This is a genomic window from Pseudomonas sp. PvP009 (assembly GCF_017832995.1).
Lineage (GTDB): Bacteria > Pseudomonadota > Gammaproteobacteria > Pseudomonadales > Pseudomonadaceae > Aquipseudomonas > Aquipseudomonas syringae.
The window spans coordinates 3419291-3438822 of the sequence record NZ_JAFIBG010000001.1; the positions used below are offsets into that span (position 1 = coordinate 3419291).

18 protein-coding genes are annotated in these 19532 nt (G+C 59.1%); 5 read left to right on the forward strand and 13 right to left on the reverse strand.

Annotated elements, in window-relative coordinates; all coding sequences use genetic code 11:
• Positions 1-23: 23 nt before the first annotated feature.
• From JOE29_RS14560 to JOE29_RS14585, 6 genes are all read right to left on the reverse strand, one after another.
• Positions 24-878 carry an alpha/beta hydrolase gene (locus JOE29_RS14560; RefSeq protein WP_044311589.1) on the reverse strand — a complete coding sequence of 285 codons (855 nt, stop codon included), beginning with the start codon at positions 876-878 and terminating at the stop codon, positions 24-26.
• The gene (locus JOE29_RS14565) at positions 875-1684 is read right to left on the reverse strand and encodes an alpha/beta hydrolase (protein ID WP_003423598.1); all 810 of its coding nucleotides are present in this window, start codon (positions 1682-1684) and stop codon (positions 875-877) included. The genes JOE29_RS14560 and JOE29_RS14565 overlap by 4 nt, the downstream gene beginning before the upstream one ends.
• A 252-nt stretch (positions 1685-1936) precedes the next feature.
• Entirely contained in the window at positions 1937-2380 is a 444-nt protein-coding gene (locus JOE29_RS14570; protein ID WP_003343540.1) for a hotdog fold thioesterase, read from the reverse strand.
• Positions 2381-2442: 62 nt separating this feature from the next.
• The gene (gene sixA / locus JOE29_RS14575) at positions 2443-2898 is read right to left on the reverse strand and encodes a phosphohistidine phosphatase SixA (protein ID WP_058445122.1); all 456 of its coding nucleotides are present in this window, start codon (positions 2896-2898) and stop codon (positions 2443-2445) included.
• A complete protein-coding gene (locus JOE29_RS14580) occupies positions 2895-3239 on the reverse strand; it encodes a DUF4389 domain-containing protein (RefSeq protein WP_044311591.1) in 345 nt (114 codons plus the stop codon). Before JOE29_RS14580 ends, sixA begins: the two co-directional genes overlap by 4 nt.
• Before the next feature lie 24 nt (positions 3240-3263).
• Entirely contained in the window at positions 3264-4289 is a 1026-nt protein-coding gene (locus tag JOE29_RS14585) for an NAD(P)H-dependent glycerol-3-phosphate dehydrogenase (RefSeq protein WP_003316574.1), read from the reverse strand.
• Between the two features lie 286 nt (positions 4290-4575).
• Here JOE29_RS14585 and JOE29_RS14590 point away from each other — a divergent pair, with 286 nt between their 5' ends.
• The 3 genes from JOE29_RS14590 (at position 4576) to fabB (ending at position 8484) form a co-directional block, all read left to right on the forward strand.
• Entirely contained in the window at positions 4576-6513 is a 1938-nt protein-coding gene (locus JOE29_RS14590; RefSeq protein WP_099314988.1) for an ATP-binding protein, read from the forward strand.
• A 221-nt stretch (positions 6514-6734) separates the two neighbouring features.
• Entirely contained in the window at positions 6735-7250 is a 516-nt protein-coding gene (gene fabA / locus JOE29_RS14595) for a 3-hydroxyacyl-[acyl-carrier-protein] dehydratase FabA (protein WP_003316569.1), read from the forward strand.
• Positions 7251-7260: 10 nt separating this feature from the next.
• Entirely contained in the window at positions 7261-8484 is a 1224-nt protein-coding gene (gene fabB / locus JOE29_RS14600; protein WP_003394585.1) for a beta-ketoacyl-ACP synthase I, read from the forward strand.
• A gap of 252 nt (positions 8485-8736) precedes the next feature.
• Here the strand turns inward: fabB and JOE29_RS14605 are convergent, their stop codons facing one another.
• Together JOE29_RS14605 and htpG are read right to left on the reverse strand one after the other, a co-directional pair.
• Positions 8737-9465: a dienelactone hydrolase family protein gene (locus tag JOE29_RS14605; protein ID WP_210079641.1), complete on the reverse strand. Its 729-nt coding sequence runs from the start codon at positions 9463-9465 to the stop codon at positions 8737-8739.
• Between the two features lie 90 nt (positions 9466-9555).
• Positions 9556-11463, reverse strand: coding sequence for a molecular chaperone HtpG (htpG, locus tag JOE29_RS14610; RefSeq protein WP_210079642.1), 1908 nt, complete (start codon positions 11461-11463; stop codon positions 9556-9558).
• A 312-nt stretch (positions 11464-11775) separates the two neighbouring features.
• Here htpG and JOE29_RS14615 point away from each other — a divergent pair, with 312 nt between their 5' ends.
• Complete coding sequence (locus tag JOE29_RS14615) at positions 11776-12036, forward strand: lipoprotein (RefSeq protein ID WP_002552985.1); 261 nt, start codon at positions 11776-11778, stop codon at positions 12034-12036.
• Positions 12037-12129: 93 nt separating this feature from the next.
• Here JOE29_RS14615 and brnQ read toward each other — a convergent pair whose 3' ends face one another.
• On the reverse strand, positions 12130-13443 hold the full coding sequence (gene brnQ / locus JOE29_RS14620; protein WP_210079643.1) for a branched-chain amino acid transport system II carrier protein: 1314 nt from the start codon (positions 13441-13443) through the stop codon (positions 12130-12132).
• A gap of 301 nt (positions 13444-13744) precedes the next feature.
• On the opposite strand from brnQ, the gene JOE29_RS14625 reads away from it, so the two are divergent.
• Positions 13745-14320 carry a GNAT family N-acetyltransferase gene (locus tag JOE29_RS14625; protein WP_044311595.1) on the forward strand — a complete coding sequence of 192 codons (576 nt, stop codon included), beginning with the start codon at positions 13745-13747 and terminating at the stop codon, positions 14318-14320.
• Positions 14321-14419: 99 nt separating this feature from the next.
• On the opposite strand, the gene sucD is transcribed toward JOE29_RS14625, so the two are convergent.
• The 4 genes from sucD to odhB all read right to left on the reverse strand — a co-directional run bounded on the left by sucD (position 14420) and on the right by odhB (position 19520).
• Positions 14420-15301 carry a succinate--CoA ligase subunit alpha gene (gene sucD, locus JOE29_RS14630; RefSeq protein ID WP_003316562.1) on the reverse strand — a complete coding sequence of 294 codons (882 nt, stop codon included), beginning with the start codon at positions 15299-15301 and terminating at the stop codon, positions 14420-14422.
• Complete coding sequence (gene sucC / locus JOE29_RS14635; RefSeq protein WP_003316561.1) at positions 15301-16467, reverse strand: ADP-forming succinate--CoA ligase subunit beta; 1167 nt, start codon at positions 16465-16467, stop codon at positions 15301-15303. The genes sucD and sucC overlap by 1 nt, the downstream gene beginning before the upstream one ends.
• A gap of 208 nt (positions 16468-16675) precedes the next feature.
• A complete protein-coding gene (gene lpdA / locus JOE29_RS14640; RefSeq protein WP_003394569.1) occupies positions 16676-18112 on the reverse strand; it encodes a dihydrolipoyl dehydrogenase in 1437 nt (478 codons plus the stop codon).
• Between the two features lie 172 nt (positions 18113-18284).
• Entirely contained in the window at positions 18285-19520 is a 1236-nt protein-coding gene (odhB, locus tag JOE29_RS14645) for a 2-oxoglutarate dehydrogenase complex dihydrolipoyllysine-residue succinyltransferase (protein WP_003409845.1), read from the reverse strand.
• Positions 19521-19532: the final 12 nt, after the last annotated feature.

Sequence of the window (19532 nt, forward strand, 5' to 3'; positions counted from 1 at the left end):
CGTCGACAGTTGCCGGGCTCAAGTCAAGAAGCAGCGAACAAGCGATTGATACAGTGTGCAACAGCGCTCGCACCGTGCTCGTCGTCCAGGTGCAGATGATGACCGCCTTCAAGCTGCACGACGTCGAAAGGCAGCCCGGACAGCATGAGCTGGTTTTTAGCCAGCATGCCGCCTGTAGCGACCAGCAGTTGCGTCGGGCAACGGATAGCGTTTACGAAAGACATCGCCTGCTGATGTGTAAGACGAATCGCAGATGGCAACGTCAGGCGGCTGTCGCTGCGCCAGGTATAGCCGCCGGGTACCGGCATCAGACCGCGCTGGGCGAGTAATTCGGCAGCCTCGCGACTCACCGGGACCACGCCTTTCATACGCGCCAGAACAGCACGTTGCTGATCCTCGTAAACCGGCTTTTTCTTGCCTGACAGCCTGAGCTGCGCCTGCAGGGCGGAGCCCATCCGCCCGGCGGCGGATTCAGGGTCGCCGGTCAAGGGAATCAAACCATCGATCAGGGCCAGCCGCGTGACCCGCTCCGGCAACGACCCGGCCAGCAATACCGAAATGATCGCGCCCAGCGAGTGGCCCATCAGGGCGAAGCGCTGCCAGCCCAATTGCTCGGCGACCTGCAGCACGTCGAACACGTAGTCGGCCAGCGCATAGGACGCCCCGGCAGGCCGATGCTGTGAATGACCATGCCCGGCCAGATCGAGCGCCACGATGCGCAGGCCCTCCAGTCGCGGCGCCAGCCTGGCAAAGCTGTTGGCGTTGTCGAGCCAGCCATGCACGGCAATCACCGGCTGGCCGTCTTCGGGGCCGTAAAGATGAGCCGCCAGTTCGATATGCCCAAGATTGAAACGCACCTCTTCCATGGCAAACGTCACGCCGTCACCCTTGAGGCACTGCGTGCGTCCCAGCGAGCCAGCAGCGTCTTGAGCAGCAATGCGGTTTCATCCGGTCGTTCAAGGGGAAACATGTGCCCTCCAGGCATGGACAGGTATTCGCCTTCGCGCATGCGTCGGGCCAGATAGCCATGATGAGGCATGATCACCCGGCTGTGTTTGCCGCGCACCATCGCGAGTGGCACCTTGAGTTGCCGTGACGGCACTGGGCTGGTGTGCGGGATGCTGCGGTAGATGCTGATCTCGGTCGCTGGGTCGAAACGCAGCCGCCACTGCCCGCCGTCCTCGCGCAGACCATGTTGCAGGTACGCGGTCAGGCAGTCGGGATCGAAGCGGCTGAACAGGGTCTTGCCAGCGAAGTAGGCGCGTGCCGACGGCAGATCATCAAACGCCTCACGACGGCCCAGGGTACGGCCCGCTGGCGTGATGCGGTCGATAAAGCCCAGGCGCTTGGCGGCGCGTATGAACAACTGGTCAGCCAGCCCCAGCACCGGCGAATCGAGCATCACCACGCCCCGGTAGAGTTCCGGGCAGCGCAATGCGGCATGCAGATGCAACACGCCGCCGAGCGAGTGCCCTACCCCCCACACCGGGCCAGGCTGCTCGCGCAGATGGTGAAGCAACTCATCGACCAGATTCAGCCAGTTGTCATCCACCGGAAAACGCGGATCATGGGCGTGTTGCTCAAGATGGGCCACCGAAAATTCCGGTGCCAGCGCGCAAAACAGCTTGCTGTACGTCGCCGAAGGGAAGCCATTGGCGTGAGCAAAGAACACGGGTTGCGACATGCCAATACTTCCATGAGCGGGCGAGTCACGATTGTGCCAAGTTGCTTCGTAGATCGGCAATGACTGGAACCGCCATCACAGGTGTCACTCCGGCCATCAGGATCACCCGATACGGCGGTCGGAGCGGCATTAAGGCCTATAAAGCCTGGGTGAACCGGTCCAGGCAAGCCTTTATATATAGGCGACCTGAAAACCAAAAGACTGCCTGAAGAGAGCCTTGGCTTAAGCAGAGGGATTAATAGCTGAGAACACTCAATTGACTGGAGGCTCTTTGCCATGCGCTACGACGGCCACCGTCAAGCGCGAAATGCAGCTTGGCTTGCCTTCGTCGTTGCTGATGCGGATGTCCCATACATGAGTGGTCCGGCCTATGTGCACAGGCCTGACCACACCGGTGACACGCCCGCTACGCACACCACGCAAATGGTTGGCGTTGACCTCCAGCCCGACGCAAAAATACTTGCTCGGGTCGACGATCAGGTAACTGGCCATTGACCCCAGCGACTCCGCCAGGACCACGGATGCGCCGCCGTGCAGCAGCCCGAAAGGCTGGTGGGTACGTTGATCGACCACCATGCTGGCCGTGAGGGAGTCATCGGTGAAAGACTCGAAGCGAATGTCCAGCACTTCACCAATGGTGTTTTTTTGAGCCGCCATAAGGGCTTCGATATCGGGAGCCTGACGCCATATGCTCATGCTGAATCCTTTTCCCGGGAGAGCCGCATTCGCGGCGGTTATTCATTGCGCGTACAGACCGTTCAGACGTGCCTGACGCTGTTGAGGCGCATCCCGCCTGCCACTACAAACTCGCCTTCCAGCTCGGCAAGACTGGCAGTGCTCATCGGCTCGGCCTGTCGCGGACTGCCGTGTGCCAATACCCCGATCAGCTCGCCCACCAAAGGCTGATGGCTGACCAGCAGCACTTCATCGATACCCAGCTTGTCCAGTTGCGCCAGCACCTCAAGCGGGCTGCTTTCGGGTGTAAGCCAGGGTGCGGTGACGATCGAGCCATCGAAGGCCAATGACTGACGCACCAGCTCGGCAGTCTGTTGTGCACGCACATAGGGGCTGGCGATGATCCGTCGCACAGGCTTGTCCGTCAGTTGCAGTGCACTTTTCAGCACCTCCTCACGCCCATGTGCAGTCAACTCGCGCTCGGCATCACTGCGCGCCCGCGACTGCGCTTCGCCATGACGCAATACCCAGACCTTCATGGCTTTGGTTCCTCATCGCGCACCGGCTGTACCGTTGGCGGGACATGATGAGGCACCTCGCCTTCGGGCGCACGCGGTGCTGGCCAGTCGCCAAAAGGCCAGGGTTTATGGTCGCTGTGAAACGTCCCGAAACGACCGATCTGCGCCAGGTACTGGCTGATGCTGTCGCCGAAGTTCATCAGGCCACCATTCGGCGCACCGTAAATCAGGCGGTAGACCAGTTGCACCAGCACCACGCCCGCCAGAATGATCTGGGCAACGTGCCATACGCCCAGAAACAGCAGCATCCACAGAATGCGCAGCAGGATCGATTCGTTGTGCTGGATTTTCGACTCGTTCAAGACCTTCTCCTGATCAGACTGAATTCAATTAAAGCCGGTAATCGAAATGAAATCGACGTCCGTCTTGGGCTCGGCCCGCATCAGCGCCTCGATGACCTGGCTGAGCGTACGGCCTTCAAAAAGAATCGCGTGCAGCCCGGCGACCAATGGCATATAGACCTGCACTTCCTGCGCTTTGACCTTGAGCACCTTGAGGGTGTTCACACCCTCGGCCACCTCGCCCAGGCGTGTGACCGCTTCTTCCAGCGTCAGCCCCTGGCCCAGGGCAAACCCGACCTGATAGTTGCGGCTTTTCGGCGAGGAACAGGTGACGATGAGATCGCCCACCCCGGCCAGGCCGAGAAAGGTCATCGGGTTGGCACCCTGGCTGACCGCGAAACGGGTCATTTCCGCCAGCGCCCGGGTGATCAGCATGCTCTTGGTGTTTTCGCCCATGTCCAGCGCCACCGCCATGCCGGCAATGATTGCGTAGACGTTCTTCAGTGCCCCACCCAGCTCGACGCCAAACCGGTCATTGCTGGCATAGACGCGAAAGGTCCGCCCGTGCAATGCCGCCTGAACCTCCTGACACAACGCCTCGTCTTCGCTGGCAACCACCGTTGCGGTCAACGCATGCTCGGCGATTTCCCGCGCCAGATTGGGCCCGGACAACACGCCGATACGCGCTTGCGGGACGATCTCTTCGAGGATCTGACTCATCAGCTTGAAGCTCTGCGCTTCGATACCCTTGGTCAAGCTCACCAGCATCTTGCCATTCAGGCGCTCGACGTGAGGCGACAGCACCGAGCGCAAGGCACTTGATGGCAAGGCGACGAAGATCAGTTCACTGGCGTCGAGCACCGCCGTCAGGTCGGTGACCGGTTCGACTTCAGGACGAATCTTGATGCCCTTGAGGTAACGGGGGTTTTCACGATTGACGCGAATGGCCTCAGCCTGCTCCGGATCGCGCATCCATTGACGAACCTGATGGCCGTTCTCGGCCAGCAGATTGGCAATGGCCGTACCGAAGCTGCCACCGCCAAGCACCGCGACGGGTTGCTGTGTGGTCATAAAACTATCCATCCAGAGCCATTCAAGTGGCGATGTGATCATTATACGGAGCAACACGTTATCAGCTAGCGACAAAGCTGATCCGTTACGCAGTCAGGACAGCATCAATCAAACAAGTTCGCTGGAAACACGCGCCATCTCGGTTAACATGCGCGCACAGCATGAATCATCGTGATGGCCGGCCCTGCCTTGTGCAGCCTGACCGATTCGCGACCACCGGGCAAACAGGCATGGACGCATCAATCGAACAACCTCAGCAGTGCCTTGCGCGCGAGGCGCACAGCCGATGAAGTTTCGGCACTGGGACATCAATACCCGCACGCAGATCATCAGCCTTGGCCCTGCCCTGTTGCTGACGGCTTTGCTGATCAGCTTTTTTACTTTCGTGCGTATTCAGGATCTGCGTCAGGAGCTCAATCACACCGGGCAGCTGATCGCCAATCAGCTGGCGACCGCGGTCGAGCCGGGCGTGACCACGGGTGATATCGAGGGGCTCAAGGCGCTGATGCGCGCCACCCTGTCCATGCCCAGCGTTCGCTATGTGGAAATTCAGGACAGCTCCAATACCGCCGTGATCTACATAGATCAGCCGCGCGACAACGAGCAGCAGGCCCGGCAGATGGAAGTGTTCCTGGCCCCCGTTCAGCCGCAGCGCACCACCATTCACGGCAATCCCGGCACGCCTGCCCCAGGAAAAAGCCAACCCGCGCAGGGCGCTTCACAGCGTTATCTGGGGCGGGTGCTGGTGGGCATGTCCAGCGAAGCATTCAGCCGACGTCAGCAGGAGATACTGCTCAAGGCTGGCGTCCTGGCGATGGTCGCTTTGCTGTTCGCCTTTCTGCTGGCGCGTAGCCTGGCTTTGAGCCTGTCCAGGCCCATCAGTGATATGGGCGAAGCGCTCAAGGCGATTCAACAGGGCGATTACCACACGCCCATGCCGGTCAGCGACGACGCCGAACTGGGCGCGCTGGCGCGGCACATCAACAACCTGGCAGAGAACCTGCACCGCGCCAGCCTCGAGCAGCAGCGCTCGGTGGCACAGCTGATCCAGACCCGGGAAGAAGCCGAGCAGGCCAACCGCGCCAAATCTGATTTTCTGGCCATGATGAGTCACGAGCTGCGTACGCCCATGAACGGTGTACTGGGCATGCTGCAGCTGCTGGAAACCACGCACATGACCCATGAGCAGAGCGAGTATGCGACGCTGGCGACCGAATCCACCGAGCATCTGCTGCGGGTCATCAACGATATCCTCGACTTTTCCCGCATCGAGCGCGATGCCCTGCAGATGGAAGGCATACCGTTCAACCTGGCGGAACTGGTCAGCGCCTCGACCCACGCCTTCAACCACAGCGCCGCGCAACGCACGCTGCTGCTGGAACTGCATATTCAGCCAGGCCTGGAAACCTTGAACGTCATAGGCGACCCGACCCGCATTCGCCAGATTCTGGTGAACCTGATCGGCAACGCGCTTAAATTCACCGAGCAAGGCAAGGTCTGCGTCGACGCCAGGTGGGCAATGCTCGACAATGAGCTGCTGCACTTTACCTGTGCGGTACAGGACAGCGGCATCGGTATCGACGCCGAGCGACTGGAATCGATGTTCGATGCGTTCAAGCAGGCCGACAGCTCTATTTCCAGACGTTACGGCGGCACGGGGCTGGGGCTGCCGATTGCGCGGACTCTGGCCGAACGCATGGGCGGCACCTTGCACGCCGAGAGCGAGGAAGGGTCCGGCTCATTATTCACGCTGCAGATCCCCCTGCCCGTCTCGCGCGACGCTTCGGTGGCTATTGCCAAGCCGCTGTCGACACTCGACTCACACGGCCGGGAGCGCAGCATCTTGCTGGTCGAAGACAACCCGGTGAACCGCACCGTGGTGCAGGCCATGTTGCGTAATCTGGGGTGCGAGGTCGACATCGCTGTCGACGGTGCCGAAGCAGTGGCGAAGGCAAGCGCAGGCAATCACGCGTTGATTCTGATGGATTGCCGACTGCCGGTCATGGACGGCTATGAGGCCACCCGTCGAATCAGGCAACTTTCCGGGCTGGAGCGAATCCCAATCATTGCCCTGACCGCCAACGCGTTACAGGGTGATCGGGACGCCTGTTTGCAGGCAGGGATGGATGATTACCTGCCCAAACCGTTCAAACATGCTGATTTACAGCAGGTTTTGCAGCGCTGGCTGTCCTTTGAAGCACCTGTGACTGGCGATAAATGTTAAATTGCGGCAGTCTTGGCATCCAGATCGGCCAGCAAAATCGGCTGAATGACAAAATTCAGTGTACAGGTGTACCTTGATTTCACCTGCGCTGTGACTTTCATTACAACGCAACAGTCTATGAGTAGGCTGCCGGACAGGGTCCTGGCGAAATTAGCGCGCCAGGACTGGCGTTCGGGCCAGTGGCGCCACAACCTGCCGCACAAGATTATTGAGGAGCTCGCATGACCAAACAACACGCCTTTACCCGGGAAGACCTGCTGCGCTGCAGTCGTGGCGAGCTGTTCGGCCCAGGTAATGCGCAACTGCCCGCCCCCAACATGCTGATGGTTGATCGCATCACGCACATCAGCGATGAGGGCGGCAAGTTCGGCAAGGGTGAGTTGGTCGCCGAACTGGATATCAATCCGGACCTGTGGTTCTTTGCCTGCCACTTCGAAGGTGATCCGGTCATGCCTGGATGCCTGGGCCTCGACGCCATGTGGCAGCTGGTCGGCTTCTATCTTGGCTGGCAGGGCAATCCCGGCCGTGGCCGTGCCCTGGGTTCAGGCGAAGTGAAGTTTTTCGGTCAGGTTCTGCCTACCGCCAAGAAAGTCACTTACAACATCCACATCAAGCGCGTCCTTAAGGGCAAGCTGAACCTGGCCATCGCCGACGGTTCAGTGAGTGTCGACGGTCGCGAAATCTATACCGCCGAAGGCCTCCGGGTCGGCGTGTTCACTTCCACTGAAAATTTCTAAGGGTACTCGCATGCGCCGCGTCGTTATCACTGGTCTGGGTATTGTTTCCTGCTTGGGCAATGACAAAGAGACCGTCACCGCTAACCTGCGTGCTAACCGCCCTGGCATCCGCTTCAACCCGGAATATGCCGAAATGGGTCTGCGCAGCCAGGTTTCCGGCTCCATCGACCTGAATCTGGAAGAGCTGATCGATCGCAAGATCTTCCGCTTCGTCGGCCACGCGGCAGCCTATGCCTACCTGGCGATGAAAGACGCTATCACCGATTCGGGCCTGACCGAAGAGCAGGTTTCCAACGTGCGTACCGGCCTGATCGCCGGCAGCGGCGGCGCCTCGACCCTGAACCAGATGGAAGCGCTGGATACCTTGCGTGAGAAAGGCGTCAAGCGCGTTGGCCCCTACCGCGTCACGCGGACGATGGGCAGCACCGTTTCGGCCTGCCTGGCCACACCATTCAAGATCAAGGGTGTGAACTACTCCATCTCGTCCGCCTGCGCCACCAGCGCACACTGCATCGGCAACGCTGTCGAGCAGATCCAGCTGGGCAAACAGGACATCGTCTTTGCCGGTGGCGGCGAAGAAGAGCACTGGAGCCAGTCGTTCCTGTTCGACGCGATGGGCGCACTGTCCACCCAGTACAACGAAACGCCGGATAAAGCCTCGCGTGCCTACGACGCCAAGCGTGACGGTTTCGTCATTGCTGGTGGTGGCGGCATGGTGGTTGTCGAAGAACTCGAACACGCATTGGCGCGTGGCGCGAAGATCTACGCAGAAATCGTCGGCTACGGCGCGACCTCCGATGGCTACGACATGGTCGCACCCAGCGGTGAAGGTGCCATTCGTTGCATGAAGATGGCGCTGGGCGACATCGACTCTGGTGCCATTGACTACATCAACACCCACGGCACCTCGACTCCGGTCGGCGACGCCAAGGAAATGGAAGGCGTGCGCGAAGTATTCGGCGCCAACGCTCCGGCGATCAGCTCCACCAAGAGCCTGTCTGGGCACTCGCTGGGCGCCGCAGGTGTCCACGAAGCGATCTACTGCCTGCTGATGATGGAGAACAACTTCATCGCAGGTTCGGCCAACATCGAAGAGCTGGACCCGGTGGTTGCCGACATGCCTATCCTGCTCAAAACCAAGGAAGACGCCAAGCTCGATCTGGTCATGAGCAACAGCTTCGGTTTCGGTGGCACCAACGCCACGCTGGTCTTGAAGCGCTGGGCGGGCAAGTAATACTGCCTTTGCCACAAACAAAGAAGGCGCCTTTCGAGGCGCCTTTTTTGTGAGTCGGAAAAACGTGGCTAGTGCTCTTCGGTATATCTGCGGGGACGATGGATTTTCAGAACACCTCTCGCTCCTCACGCCCCAGCGTGGGAATGCAGTTCACGACGCTCTGCGTCGCAAGAGGACGCAGAGCGTCCGGACCGGCATGCCCACGGAACGGTAGTGTCATCCGACACGCCTTAGGGGAAGATCGTTGTTCCTTCAGCCGAACACTTCTTTCAGCAAATCATGCATCGACTTGAACGCGCGATCCGACACTTTGGCGTCGTACATCATCATGCCCGGCACGTTGGCGTGCGGATCGGTGAAGGAATGGAATGCGCCGCCATAGCTGTACAGCTGCCAGTCCACGCCAGCGGCGTTCATCTCGTCTTCGAAAGCCGGCAGTTGCTCTTTCGGCACCAATGGGTCAGAAGCGCCGTGCAGGACCAGCACCGAGCCCTTGATGTTTTTTGCGTCCGCCGGATTGGGTGTGTCCAGCGTGCCGTGGAAGGAGATCGCGGCTTTCAGTTCGGCACCGGTACGCGCAAGCTCCAGAGAGCAGCAGCCGCCGAAGCAGAAGCCGAAGGTTGCGATTTTGCTTGAGTCCAGAGACGCACCGCCCTGGCCCAACAACTGGTCAAGTCCTGCCCGCATACGCTTGCGCAGCAGGCCGCGATCGTTCTTGAGCGGCGTCATGGCAGCGCCCGCCTCGTCATTGTTACCTGGACGAATCTGCTGACCATACAGGTCAGCCAGCAACACTACATAGCCCTCGGCTGCGACCGCTTTGGCAATGTCTTCGGCACCCTTGCTGACACCCATCCAGTTAGGCGCCATCAACAGACCCGGCTGTGCAGCAGTAGCTTTTGTGTCGTACACCAGACGGCTTTCATAAGGCTGACCATCAATCTGATAGACCACAGAACGAATTTCGATATTGCTGCTCATTACTGACTCCTGATCGTTGGAGAGATGAAGGACGTTTCGCGGGAACTGAAACAAAAAACCCGCCGAGGCGGGTTTCTTGTCAACCGGCTATCAAACCGACAGCTCTACCAGCAACTTGTTCAGACGGCGCACGTAAGCGGCCGGATCCTTGAGGCTGTCACCAGCGGCCAGTGCGGCCTGATCGAACAGGATGTGCGACAGATCGCCGAAGCGGTCTTCGCTCTGTTCGGCATCGAGCTTGCCGATCAATGGGTGGGCAGGGTTGAATTCGAAGATCGGCTTGGAGTCCGGCACCTTCTGACCGCTGGCTTCCAGAATCTGACGCATCTGCAGCCCCATATCCTGCTCGCCAATGGCCAGAATCGCAGGCGAATCGGTCAGACGATGGGAAACCCGCACTTCGCTCACCGACTCACCCAGCGCGGCTTTCAGGCGCTCGATCAGGCCTTCCTTGTCCTTGGCGATCTCTTCCTGAGCCTTCTTGTCCTCTTCGGAGTCAAGCTTGCCCAGATCCAGGTCACCACGCGCCACATCCACAAAGCCCTTGCCGTCGAAGTCGCTCAGGTAGCTCATCAGCCACTCGTCGATACGATCGGTGAGCAACAGCACTTCGATGCCTTTCTTGCGGAAGACTTCAAGGTGCGGGCTGTTCTTGACCTGTGCGTAGGATTCGCCAGTGAGGTAGTAAATCTTGTCCTGACCTTCCTTGGCACGCGCCAGGTACTCGGCCAGAGAAACGCTCTGTTCGCCGCTGTCGTCGGACGTCGATGCGAAACGCAGCAGACCGGCGATTTTTTCCTTGTTGGCGAAGTCTTCTGCCGGACCTTCCTTGAGGACCTGACCGAAGTTCTTCCAGAAACCCTTGTACTTCTCGGGCTCGTTTTTCGCCAGCTTCTCCAGCATGTCCAGCACACGCTTGGTCAGCGCCGACTTCATCGAGTCGATGATCGGGTCTTTCTGCAGGATTTCACGGGAAACGTTCAGCGACAGGTCATTGGAGTCGACCACGCCCTTGACGAAGCGCATGTACAGCGGCAGGAACGACTCGGCCTGATCCATCACGAACACGCGCTGCACGTAGAGCTTGAGACCACGCGGTGCTTCACGCTGATACAGATCGAACGGCGCACGCGCAGGCACGTACAGCAGTGAGGTGTATTCCAGCTTACCTTCGACCTTGTTGTGGCTCCAGCTCAGCGGGTTCTCGTAGTCGTGCGCGACGTGCTTGTAGAATTCCTGGTACTCCTCGTCCTTCACCTCGGTGCGCGGACGGGTCCAGAGTGCGCTGGCGCGGTTGACGGTTTCCCACTCCAGCGCCGGTGCCTCCTCGCCTTCGGCTGCCGGAGGCTGCTCTTTGGGCAGCTCGATCGGCAAGGCGATATGGTCGGAGTATTTCTTGATGATATTACGCAGGCGGTAGCCGTCAGCGAACTCTTCTTCACCGTTTTTCAGGTGCAGAACAATACGGGTGCCACGATCAGCCTTGTCGACGGTGGCGACTTCGAACTCGCCTTCGCCCTTGGAAGACCAGTACACACCTTCGCTCGCTGGCGTGCCGGCACGACGGCTGAACACTTCGACCTGATCGGCAACGATGAACGCCGAGTAGAAGCCCACGCCAAACTGACCGATCAGGTGCGAATCTTTCTTCTGGTCGCCGGACAGGTTTTTCATGAAATCGGCGGTACCGGACTTGGCGATCGTGCCCAGGTGGGTGATCACGTCTTCACGGCTCATACCGATGCCGTTGTCTTCAAGCGTAACGGTCTTCGCGTCCTTGTCGAAGCTCACACGAATTTTCAGCTCCGCGCCGCCTTCCAGCAACTCGGGCGTGGACAACGCTTCAAAACGCAATTTGTCGACCGCGTCAGACGCGTTCGAGATCAATTCGCGAAGGAAAATTTCCTTGTTGGAATACAGCGAATGGATCATGAGGTGCAGCAGTTGCTTTACCTCGGTCTGGAAGCCCAGGGTTTCCTTTTGAGTTTCCACACTCATAATCATCAAACTCCGATCTGGATGGTATAAGCCGTCACGGTCAGGCAGCAGCCTGTGTGACAGCGGGTAGTCATCAAGGTGGGGGCTGGGTCGAGGATTTCAAGAGCTATGATGCCTGGAGCGTTTTTCGCTCACCGGGCACGAGGCGAAACAGCCTGCCTGGGGCTCGCAGAAACGACTCATCATCAGGCCACCTGCATCAGCCTGTAACGACCGTGAAACGGCCCCCTCCATTATTGTCGTCACAGGTGGAACTTAACCCTCGGGGGCAGGCTCTTAGGCTCGTGAATACTTAATAAGGAGAAACACCCCATGCGTAAATCTTTAGCCTATGCCTTGATGCTTTCTGCCACCCTGGGCCTTGCCGCCTGTGACAAAAAGTCCGAAAACACTCAGCAAGATGCCAACAAGGCAGCTCAGCAGTCCCAGGAGTCGATGGAAAAGGCTCAGGAAAAAGTGAATGACGCGGCCAAGGAAAGCCAGGAAGCCGCTCAGAAGAACGCTGAAGCCGCTCAGCAGCGCACCAATGAAAACGCCAACAAGGCGCCAGAAGCAGCACCAGCCACCAAATAAGGCTGACACGCTCGCAGAACTAAAAAGGCCCGCTTATAGCGGGCCTTTTCATGCAACACGTTTTTTCCTGCGCAATCGTCTAAAGCACGGCCTTCAAGCCAGTGCTTCGCTGCGCTTGCCCATGACCCTGTCGACCACCACTGCAACTGCCAGCGTGACAACAGCAGGCACCAGCCACGCAAGCCCCTGATCACCCAGCGGCAGGTGGCTCAGAACAGCGGGCAACGTGTCGCCGAAACCGGCGCCCTTCAGCGCATCGATCAGGCCAAACACCAGCGAAACCAGCATCACAGGTGCCACCACACGTCCCTGGCTCTGCCAGAGCCCCTTGCAGAAGCTCAGCGCGACCAGAACGATGCACGGCGGATAAATCGCCGTGAGCACCGGAATCGAAAACTGGATCAGTTTGGTCAACCCGAGATTGGACACCAGCAACGAGAACACGGCGAGGATTATCACTAGCGTTCTGTAGGACAGCGGCAGCACCTTGGCAAAGTATTCGGCGCAGGCACAGGTCAGGCCTACTGCAGTCACCAGGCACGCCAGGGAAATCAGCACGGCAAGAAAACCGCTGCCCAGCGAACCGAAGGTGTGCTGCACATACGCATGCAAAACCGCTGCGCCATTGCTGGCACCTGCGGCCACGGCGTGGCTGCCGGAACCTAGGCGAAACAGACTGACATACACCAGCGCCAACCCGACCCCGGCGATCAGCCCGGCAATGATCGCGTAGCGCGTGATCAGACTGGGCGATTCGACACCGCGAGAGCGGATCGCGTTGACGATGACGATACCGAAGACCAGCGCCCCCAGTGTGTCCATGGTCAGGTAACCATTGATGAAGCCCTGGGAAAACGGCGCTACGGCGTACGCCGGCTCTGCCTCCCCTATTCCGCCTGCCGGCAAGGCGAATGCCGCGATGCCCAGTACCGCCAGCGCGATGATCTTCAGCGGTGCCAGAAAGCGTCCCACTGTATCGAGCAGGCGCCCCGGGTACAGCGACACCCAGAACACCACCAGAAAGTACACCAGGCTGTAGAGGAACAACGCCATCGGCGTGTCGCCGGTCAGAGGCGCCAGTCCGACTTCGAACGAGACCGTGGCGGTACGTGGCGTGGCGAACAATGGACCGACCGCCAGATAGCAGACGGCAGCGAGCGCCCCGCCGGCGATTTTGCCAATCGGACTGCTCAGGGCATCCATCGCGCCCCCGACCCTGGCCAGAGCAATCACGGTAATGACCGGCAAGCCAACTGCGGTGACCAGAAAGCCCAGCGCCGCCATCCAGACATGCGGCCCGGCCTGCAGACCCACTATAGGGGGGAAGATGATATTGCCAGCCCCGACGAACAGGGCAAATGTCATAAAACCGAGTGCCAGGATGTCCTGGCCTTTCAACACTTTCATTACGAGGGACCACACGGAATCGAAATAAGGGATGGGACGTCACCCATGAATGGGGCAGACGCAGCCCGTCGGCGTAAGACGTGGCAGTACCTTGCGAAACGCCCCTCGTGAGGGCAACGCAAAAACGGCGGACAGGGTAGCCAACTTCGCTCGAAAATGCACTGTCTCAGGGCGAGCCACCCGACGACGCACCCTGAACTGGCAGTTGCAAAAGCCGCTGTAAAACCAGAAATGCCTGACAGACCAGGCGTTTCCTAGCGGATAGATTGGCCCTCCTCTCTATACCCGGCAGCTTATTTCCATGCCTGACATCACCCATCTGAGCGCGATACTCACGCCGACCCTGTATACGCCACGCCTGGTCCTGCGGCCCTTGCAGCTTGCAGACGCCGCAGCGATGCAACACCTGTTCAACCAGTGGGAAGTGGTGCGTTATCTGACCCACCATGTGCCCTGGCCCTACCCTGACGGAGAAGCGCTGCGTTATCTTCGCGAGGACGCCCTGCCAGCCATGCAGGACGGTGAAGAGTGGCACTGGTCGATTCGTCTTTGCGGCGAACAGGATCATCTGATCGGGGCCGCGTGCATGATGGATGAGCCAGACAACAATCGCGGATTCTGGCTCTCCCCACCCTATCAAGGGCTGGGCCTGATGTCGGAGGTCTGCGTGGCCATCGACCGTTTCTGGTTTGAAACCTTGAAACGTCCTGTTTTGCGTGTAGCCAAATCGGCCTTGAATGAAGCGTCGTGCCGCCTGTCGCGGCGTGAAGGTATGCGTCTTGTGACTGTGCAGGAAGCGCAGTTTGTTTGCGGGACCACCCAGGAGCAAATATGGGAATTGACCCGCCAGGAATGGCAGATGAATAACCATCGATAGACGAAAACAGGACCAGGACGCCCCGTGGCCTTTTTCAGACGCCCAAACAAAAGCCACCCGAAGGTGGCTTTTGTCGATTACCCGAAAAGCAAGCGGGACTTACTTGGTCGGCCAACCGGTCAGCTCGGCCAGGGCCTTGCCGATATCTGCCAGGGAGCGCACGGTTTTCACGCCAGCGTCCTGCAGTGCAGCGAATTTCTCGTCTGCAGTACCTTTACCACCCGAGATGATTGCACCGGCATGGCCCATGCGCTTGCCCGGAGGAGCAGTCACACCAGCGATGTAGGAAACAACCGGCTTGGTTACGTGTGCCTTGATGTAGGCAGCCGCTTCTTCTTCAGCCGAACCGCCGATCTCACCGATCATGACGATCGCTTCGGTCTTCGGGTCTTCCTGGAACAGCTTCAGGATGTCGATGAAGTTCGAGCCCGGGATCGGGTCACCGCCGATACCAACACAGGTGGACTGACCGAAACCGGCGTCAGTGGTCTGCTTCACAGCTTCGTAAGTCAGGGTGCCGGAACGCGACACGATGCCTACCTTGCCTGGCAAGTGAATGTGACCTGGCATGATGCCGATCTTGCACTCGCCCGGAGTGATGACGCCTGGGCAGTTAGGACCGATCAGGACCACACCCAGCTCGTCGCACTTGACCTTAGCTTCCAGCATGTCGATGGTCGGGATGCCTTCGGTGATGCACACGATCAGCTTGATGCCGCCGAACGCTGCTTCAAGGATGGAATCCTTGCAGAAAGGAGCCGGAACGTAGATGACGCTGGCGGTTGCGCCAGTGGTGTCTACCGCTTCTTTCACAGTGTTGAACACGGGCAGGTTCAGGTGCGTGGTGCCACCCTTGCCTGGTGTCACGCCGCCAACCATCTTGGTGCCGTAGGCAATGGCTTGCTCGGAGTGGAAGGTACCTTGCGAACCAGTGAAACCCTGGCAGATAACCTTGGTGTCTTTATTGATCAGGACGCTCATTACTTGCCCTCCGCGGCTTTGACAACTTGTTGAGCAGCGTCGGTCAGGCTGGTAGCAGCGATGATGTTCAAACCGCTTTCTGCCAGTACTTTAGCGCCCAGCTCAGCGTTGTTGCCTTCAAGGCGAACAACAACCGGGATTTTAACGCCGACTTCTTTCACTGCACCGATGATGCCTTCGGCAATCATGTCGCAACGAACGATGCCGCCGAAGATGTTGACCAGTACTGCAGCGACGTTGGCGTCGGACAGGATGATCTTGAACGCTTCGGTAACGCGTTCCTTGGTGGCACCGCCGCCAACGTCAAGGAAGTTTGCAGGCTTGCCGCCATGCAGGTTGACGATGTCCATGGTACCCATGGCCAGACCGGCACCGTTGACCATGCAGCCGATGTTGCCTTCCAGCGCAACGTAGTTCAGTTCGAACTTGGCGGCGTGAGCTTCGCGAGGATCGTCCTGCGAAGGATCGTGGAAGCCCTTCAGCTTTGGCTGACGGTACATGGCGTTGGCGTCGATGTTGATCTTGGCGTCCAGGCAGTGCAGATCGCCGTCAGCCTTGATCACCAGCGGGTTCACTTCCAGCAGTGCCAGGTCATGGTCCTGGAACAGCTTGGCCAGACCGGTGAAGATCTTGGCGAACTGAGTGACCTGCTTGCCTTCCAGACCCAGCTGGAAGGCCAGATCGCGACCCTGGAACGGCTGAGCGCCGACCAGTGGATCGATGGTGGCCTTGAGAATCTTTTCAGGAGTGTCGTGAGCGATCTTCTCGATGTCCACGCCACCTTCGGTGGAAGCCATGAACACGATACGACGGCTGGAACGATCGACCACAGCGCCCAGATACAGCTCTTTGGCGATGTCGGTGCAGGACTCGACCAGGATCTTGGTCACTGGCTGACCGTTGGCGTCAGTCTGGTAAGTCACCAGACGCTTGCCCAACCACTGTTGAGCGAACGCTGCAGCGTCTTCCTTGCTGCGAACCAGCTTTACGCCGCCCGCTTTACCGCGACCACCTGCGTGAACCTGGGCTTTGACGACCCACTCGGTCCCGCCGATCTTGTCGCAGGCTTCTGCTGCTGCTTCCGGGGTGTCTACCGCGTAACCCTTGGATACTGGCAGGCCGTACTCAGCGAACAGCTGCTTACCCTGATACTCGTGAAGATTCATGCTTATTACCGTCTTCGTTTAGGTACTGCGCATTCGGTGCTGCACGTCAGCGTGCCGCACCACCTGTGACCGCTACTCCGGGTGGACTCCGCAAGTGCCGTGGGACACTCATGAAGCCGCCTGAGAGGTCGAGTCCGGCGCAGATTCCGCGGTAAGCCCTGCTTGCAAGGCCAACGACGGGCACTGCGCCGTGGTTTCTCTTGTTGTCTTAGCGTTTTTTGCGATTCTGGATATGGATGGCGCCGCCATTCACAGCCAGTGCAGCTTCATGCAGCGCTTCGGACAGGGTCGGGTGCGAGAAGACCATCATGCCGATGTCCTCTGCGCTACTGCCGAATTCCATCGCGATTGCGCCCTGCTGTACCAGTTCTGCGGCGCTCGGGCCGATAACGTGAACACCCAGTACGCGATCGGTCTTGGCGTCGGCAATGATCTTGACGAAACCGCCGGTGTCGTTGGCTGCCATGGCACGGCCACTGGCTGCGAACGGGAACGTACCGACATTGACTTCAACGCCTTCGGCCTTGAGCGTCTGCTCGGTCTTGCCGACCCAGGCGATTTCCGGGTGGGTGTAGATAACCGACGGGATCAGGTTGTAGTTCATCTGGGCCTTGTGGCCCTTGATGCGCTCGACAACCATGATGCCCTCTTCCGAGGCCTTGTGCGCCAGCATCAGACCGCGAACCACGTCACCGATGGCGTATACGCCCGGTACGCTGGTGGTGCAGTAGTCATCAACGTAGATGAAACCGCGCTCATCCAGATCCACACCGCTGTCCGAAGCCAGCAGGTCAGTGGTCACAGGGCGACGGCCCACGGCAACGATCAGACGATCGAATGTGATCGACTGTTCGCCGGCAGCGTCGGTGTAGCTGACCACAACCTGTTCGCCTTCGACCTTGGAACCGGTCACGCGAGCGCCCAGTTTGATGTCCAGACCTTGCTTGTTGAAGGTTTTCAGCGCTTCCTTGGAGACCGCTTCGTCGGCTGCAGGGATGAACTTCTCCAGCGCTTCCAGAACGGTGACCTGAGCACCCAGGCGAGCCCACACGGAACCCAGTTCCAGACCGATCACGCCAGCGCCGATGACGCCCAGACGTTGTGGAACCTGCTGGAATTCAAGAGCACCGGTCGAATCGACGATGACTTTCTGGTCAACCGGAGCAGGCGGAATGTCGATAGGACGCGAGCCCGATGCCAGGATCACATGGTCCGCTTCGATGATTTCGACAGTGCCGTCGGCTGCAGTCAGCTCAACCTTTTTGCCGGCCAGCAGTTTGCCGTGACCCTGCAACGTGGTCACGCCGTTGGCTTTGAACAGGCTGGCGACGCCGCCGGTCAGGCCTTTGACGATGGTCGACTTGCGGCCAATCATCGCTGGGATATCGATGTTCAGTTCAGACGTCGAGATGCCATGTACGCTGAAGCCGTTCTTGGCTTCATAGAATTTCCAGGAGCTGTCGAGCAGCGCCTTGGAAGGAATGCAACCTACGTTCAGGCAGGTACCGCCGAGGGCCAGTTTGCCCTCCTTGTCCTGATACTTCTCGATGCAGGCAGTCTTGAGACCAAGTTGCGCAGCCTTGATGGCGGCAACATAACCGCCAGGGCCTGCGCCAATCACTACCACGTCGAATTTCTGGGACATAAAAAAGAATTCCTCTATAGCTGCGAGCTTTTAGCTGCAAGCTGCAAGTCAGTCCGCGTTTCATCGCGAGGCCGACTTGCGACCTATTGAATTAGGTGAAACACATCAGCCCCGACTGCTCGTCTTTCGCTTCTGACTTGAAGCTTGAGGCTTGCAGTTCGAGGCTACTCCATCAGATATCCAGCAGCAGACGAGCCGGATCTTCCAGCAGGTTCTTGATGGTCACGAGGAAGGTTACCGCTTCCTTGCCGTCGATCAAACGGTGATCGTACGACAACGCCAGATACATCATCGGGCGAATCACAACCTGACCATTGACCGCCATCGGACGCTGCAGAATGTTGTGCATACCCAGAATTGCAGCCTGTGGCGGGTTGACGATCGGCGTCGACATCATCGAACCGAAAGTACCACCATTGGTGATGGTGAACGTACCGCCGGTCATCTCGTCGATGGACAGCTTACCGTCGCGGGCTTTCTTGCCGAAGGTGGCGATGCCGCCTTCGATTTCAGCCAGGCTCATGTGCTCTGCGTTACGCAGAACCGGTACGACCAGACCGCGATCGCTGGAAACCGCGACACCGACGTCGGCATAGCCGTGGTAAACGATATCGGAACCATCGATCGACGCGTTGACGGCCGGGAAGCGTTTCAGCGCCTCGGTGGCTGCTTTGACGAAGAACGACATGAAGCCCAGACGTACGCCGTTGTGCGACTTCTCGAACAGGTCTTTGTACTTCGAACGCAGCGCCATGACTTCGGTCATGTCGACTTCGTTGAACGTGGTCAGCATCGCCATGTTCGACTGAGCTTCGACCAGACGCTTGGCAACGGTTGCACGCACGCGGGTCATCGGTACACGCTTCTCGGTGCGATCGCCAGCGGCGACGACAGGAGCAGCGGCGGCGGCAGGCTTGGCAGCAGGCGCAGCGGCCGGAGCGGATTTCTTCGCTTCAACTGCAGCAACCACGTCTTCCTTGGTGATACGGCCGTCTTTACCGGTGCCCTTGAGGCTGGCCAGGTTGATGCCGTTTTCTTCAGCCAGTTGACGCGCAGCAGGCGCAGCAATCGGGTCTTCTTCGCCAGCAGATGCAGCCGGCGCAGCGGCGGGTGCCGAAGCAGGCGCCGAGGCAGGCGCAGCAGCCGGTGCCGGAGCGGCAGATGCTGTAGCACCGTCATTCAATGTCCCAAGCACTTCGTTGGACAGTACGATGGCACCCTCTTCCTTGGTGATCGCGCCCATCACGCCGTCAGCTTCGGCCAGCACTTCGAGGACAACCTTGTCAGTCTCGATATCGACCAGCATCTCGTCACGCTTTACCGCATCGCCCTCTTTTTTGTACCACTTGGAAATGGTGCCGTCGGCAACGGATTCCGGGAAAGAGGGGGCTTTAATCTCGATAGCCATTATCTGTAATTC

Excerpts from the sequence above, each read along its gene's own strand:
- fabA (WP_003316569.1), top strand. The coding sequence starts at position 6,735 with ATGACCAAACAACACGCCTTTACCCGGGAAGACCTGCTGCGCTGCAGT.
- sixA (WP_058445122.1), bottom strand. The coding sequence starts at position 2,898 with ATGAAGGTCTGGGTATTGCGTCATGGCGAAGCGCAGTCGCGGGCGCGC.
- JOE29_RS14590 (WP_099314988.1), top strand. The coding sequence starts at position 4,576 with ATGAAGTTTCGGCACTGGGACATCAATACCCGCACGCAGATCATCAGC.
- JOE29_RS14625 (WP_044311595.1), top strand. The coding sequence starts at position 13,745 with ATGCCTGACATCACCCATCTGAGCGCGATACTCACGCCGACCCTGTAT.
- brnQ (WP_210079643.1), bottom strand. The coding sequence starts at position 13,443 with ATGAAAGTGTTGAAAGGCCAGGACATCCTGGCACTCGGTTTTATGACA.
- htpG (WP_210079642.1), bottom strand. The coding sequence starts at position 11,463 with ATGAGTGTGGAAACTCAAAAGGAAACCCTGGGCTTCCAGACCGAGGTA.
- JOE29_RS14585 (WP_003316574.1), bottom strand. The coding sequence starts at position 4,289 with ATGACCACACAGCAACCCGTCGCGGTGCTTGGCGGTGGCAGCTTCGGT.
- lpdA (WP_003394569.1), bottom strand. The coding sequence starts at position 18,112 with ATGTCCCAGAAATTCGACGTGGTAGTGATTGGCGCAGGCCCTGGCGGT.
- sucC (WP_003316561.1), bottom strand. The coding sequence starts at position 16,467 with ATGAATCTTCACGAGTATCAGGGTAAGCAGCTGTTCGCTGAGTACGGC.
- sucD (WP_003316562.1), bottom strand. The coding sequence starts at position 15,301 with ATGAGCGTCCTGATCAATAAAGACACCAAGGTTATCTGCCAGGGTTTC.
- JOE29_RS14565 (WP_003423598.1), bottom strand. The coding sequence starts at position 1,684 with ATGTCGCAACCCGTGTTCTTTGCTCACGCCAATGGCTTCCCTTCGGCG.
- odhB (WP_003409845.1), bottom strand. The coding sequence starts at position 19,520 with ATGGCTATCGAGATTAAAGCCCCCTCTTTCCCGGAATCCGTTGCCGAC.
- fabB (WP_003394585.1), top strand. The coding sequence starts at position 7,261 with ATGCGCCGCGTCGTTATCACTGGTCTGGGTATTGTTTCCTGCTTGGGC.
- JOE29_RS14615 (WP_002552985.1), top strand. The coding sequence starts at position 11,776 with ATGCGTAAATCTTTAGCCTATGCCTTGATGCTTTCTGCCACCCTGGGC.
- JOE29_RS14570 (WP_003343540.1), bottom strand. The coding sequence starts at position 2,380 with ATGAGCATATGGCGTCAGGCTCCCGATATCGAAGCCCTTATGGCGGCT.
- JOE29_RS14605 (WP_210079641.1), bottom strand. The coding sequence starts at position 9,465 with ATGAGCAGCAATATCGAAATTCGTTCTGTGGTCTATCAGATTGATGGT.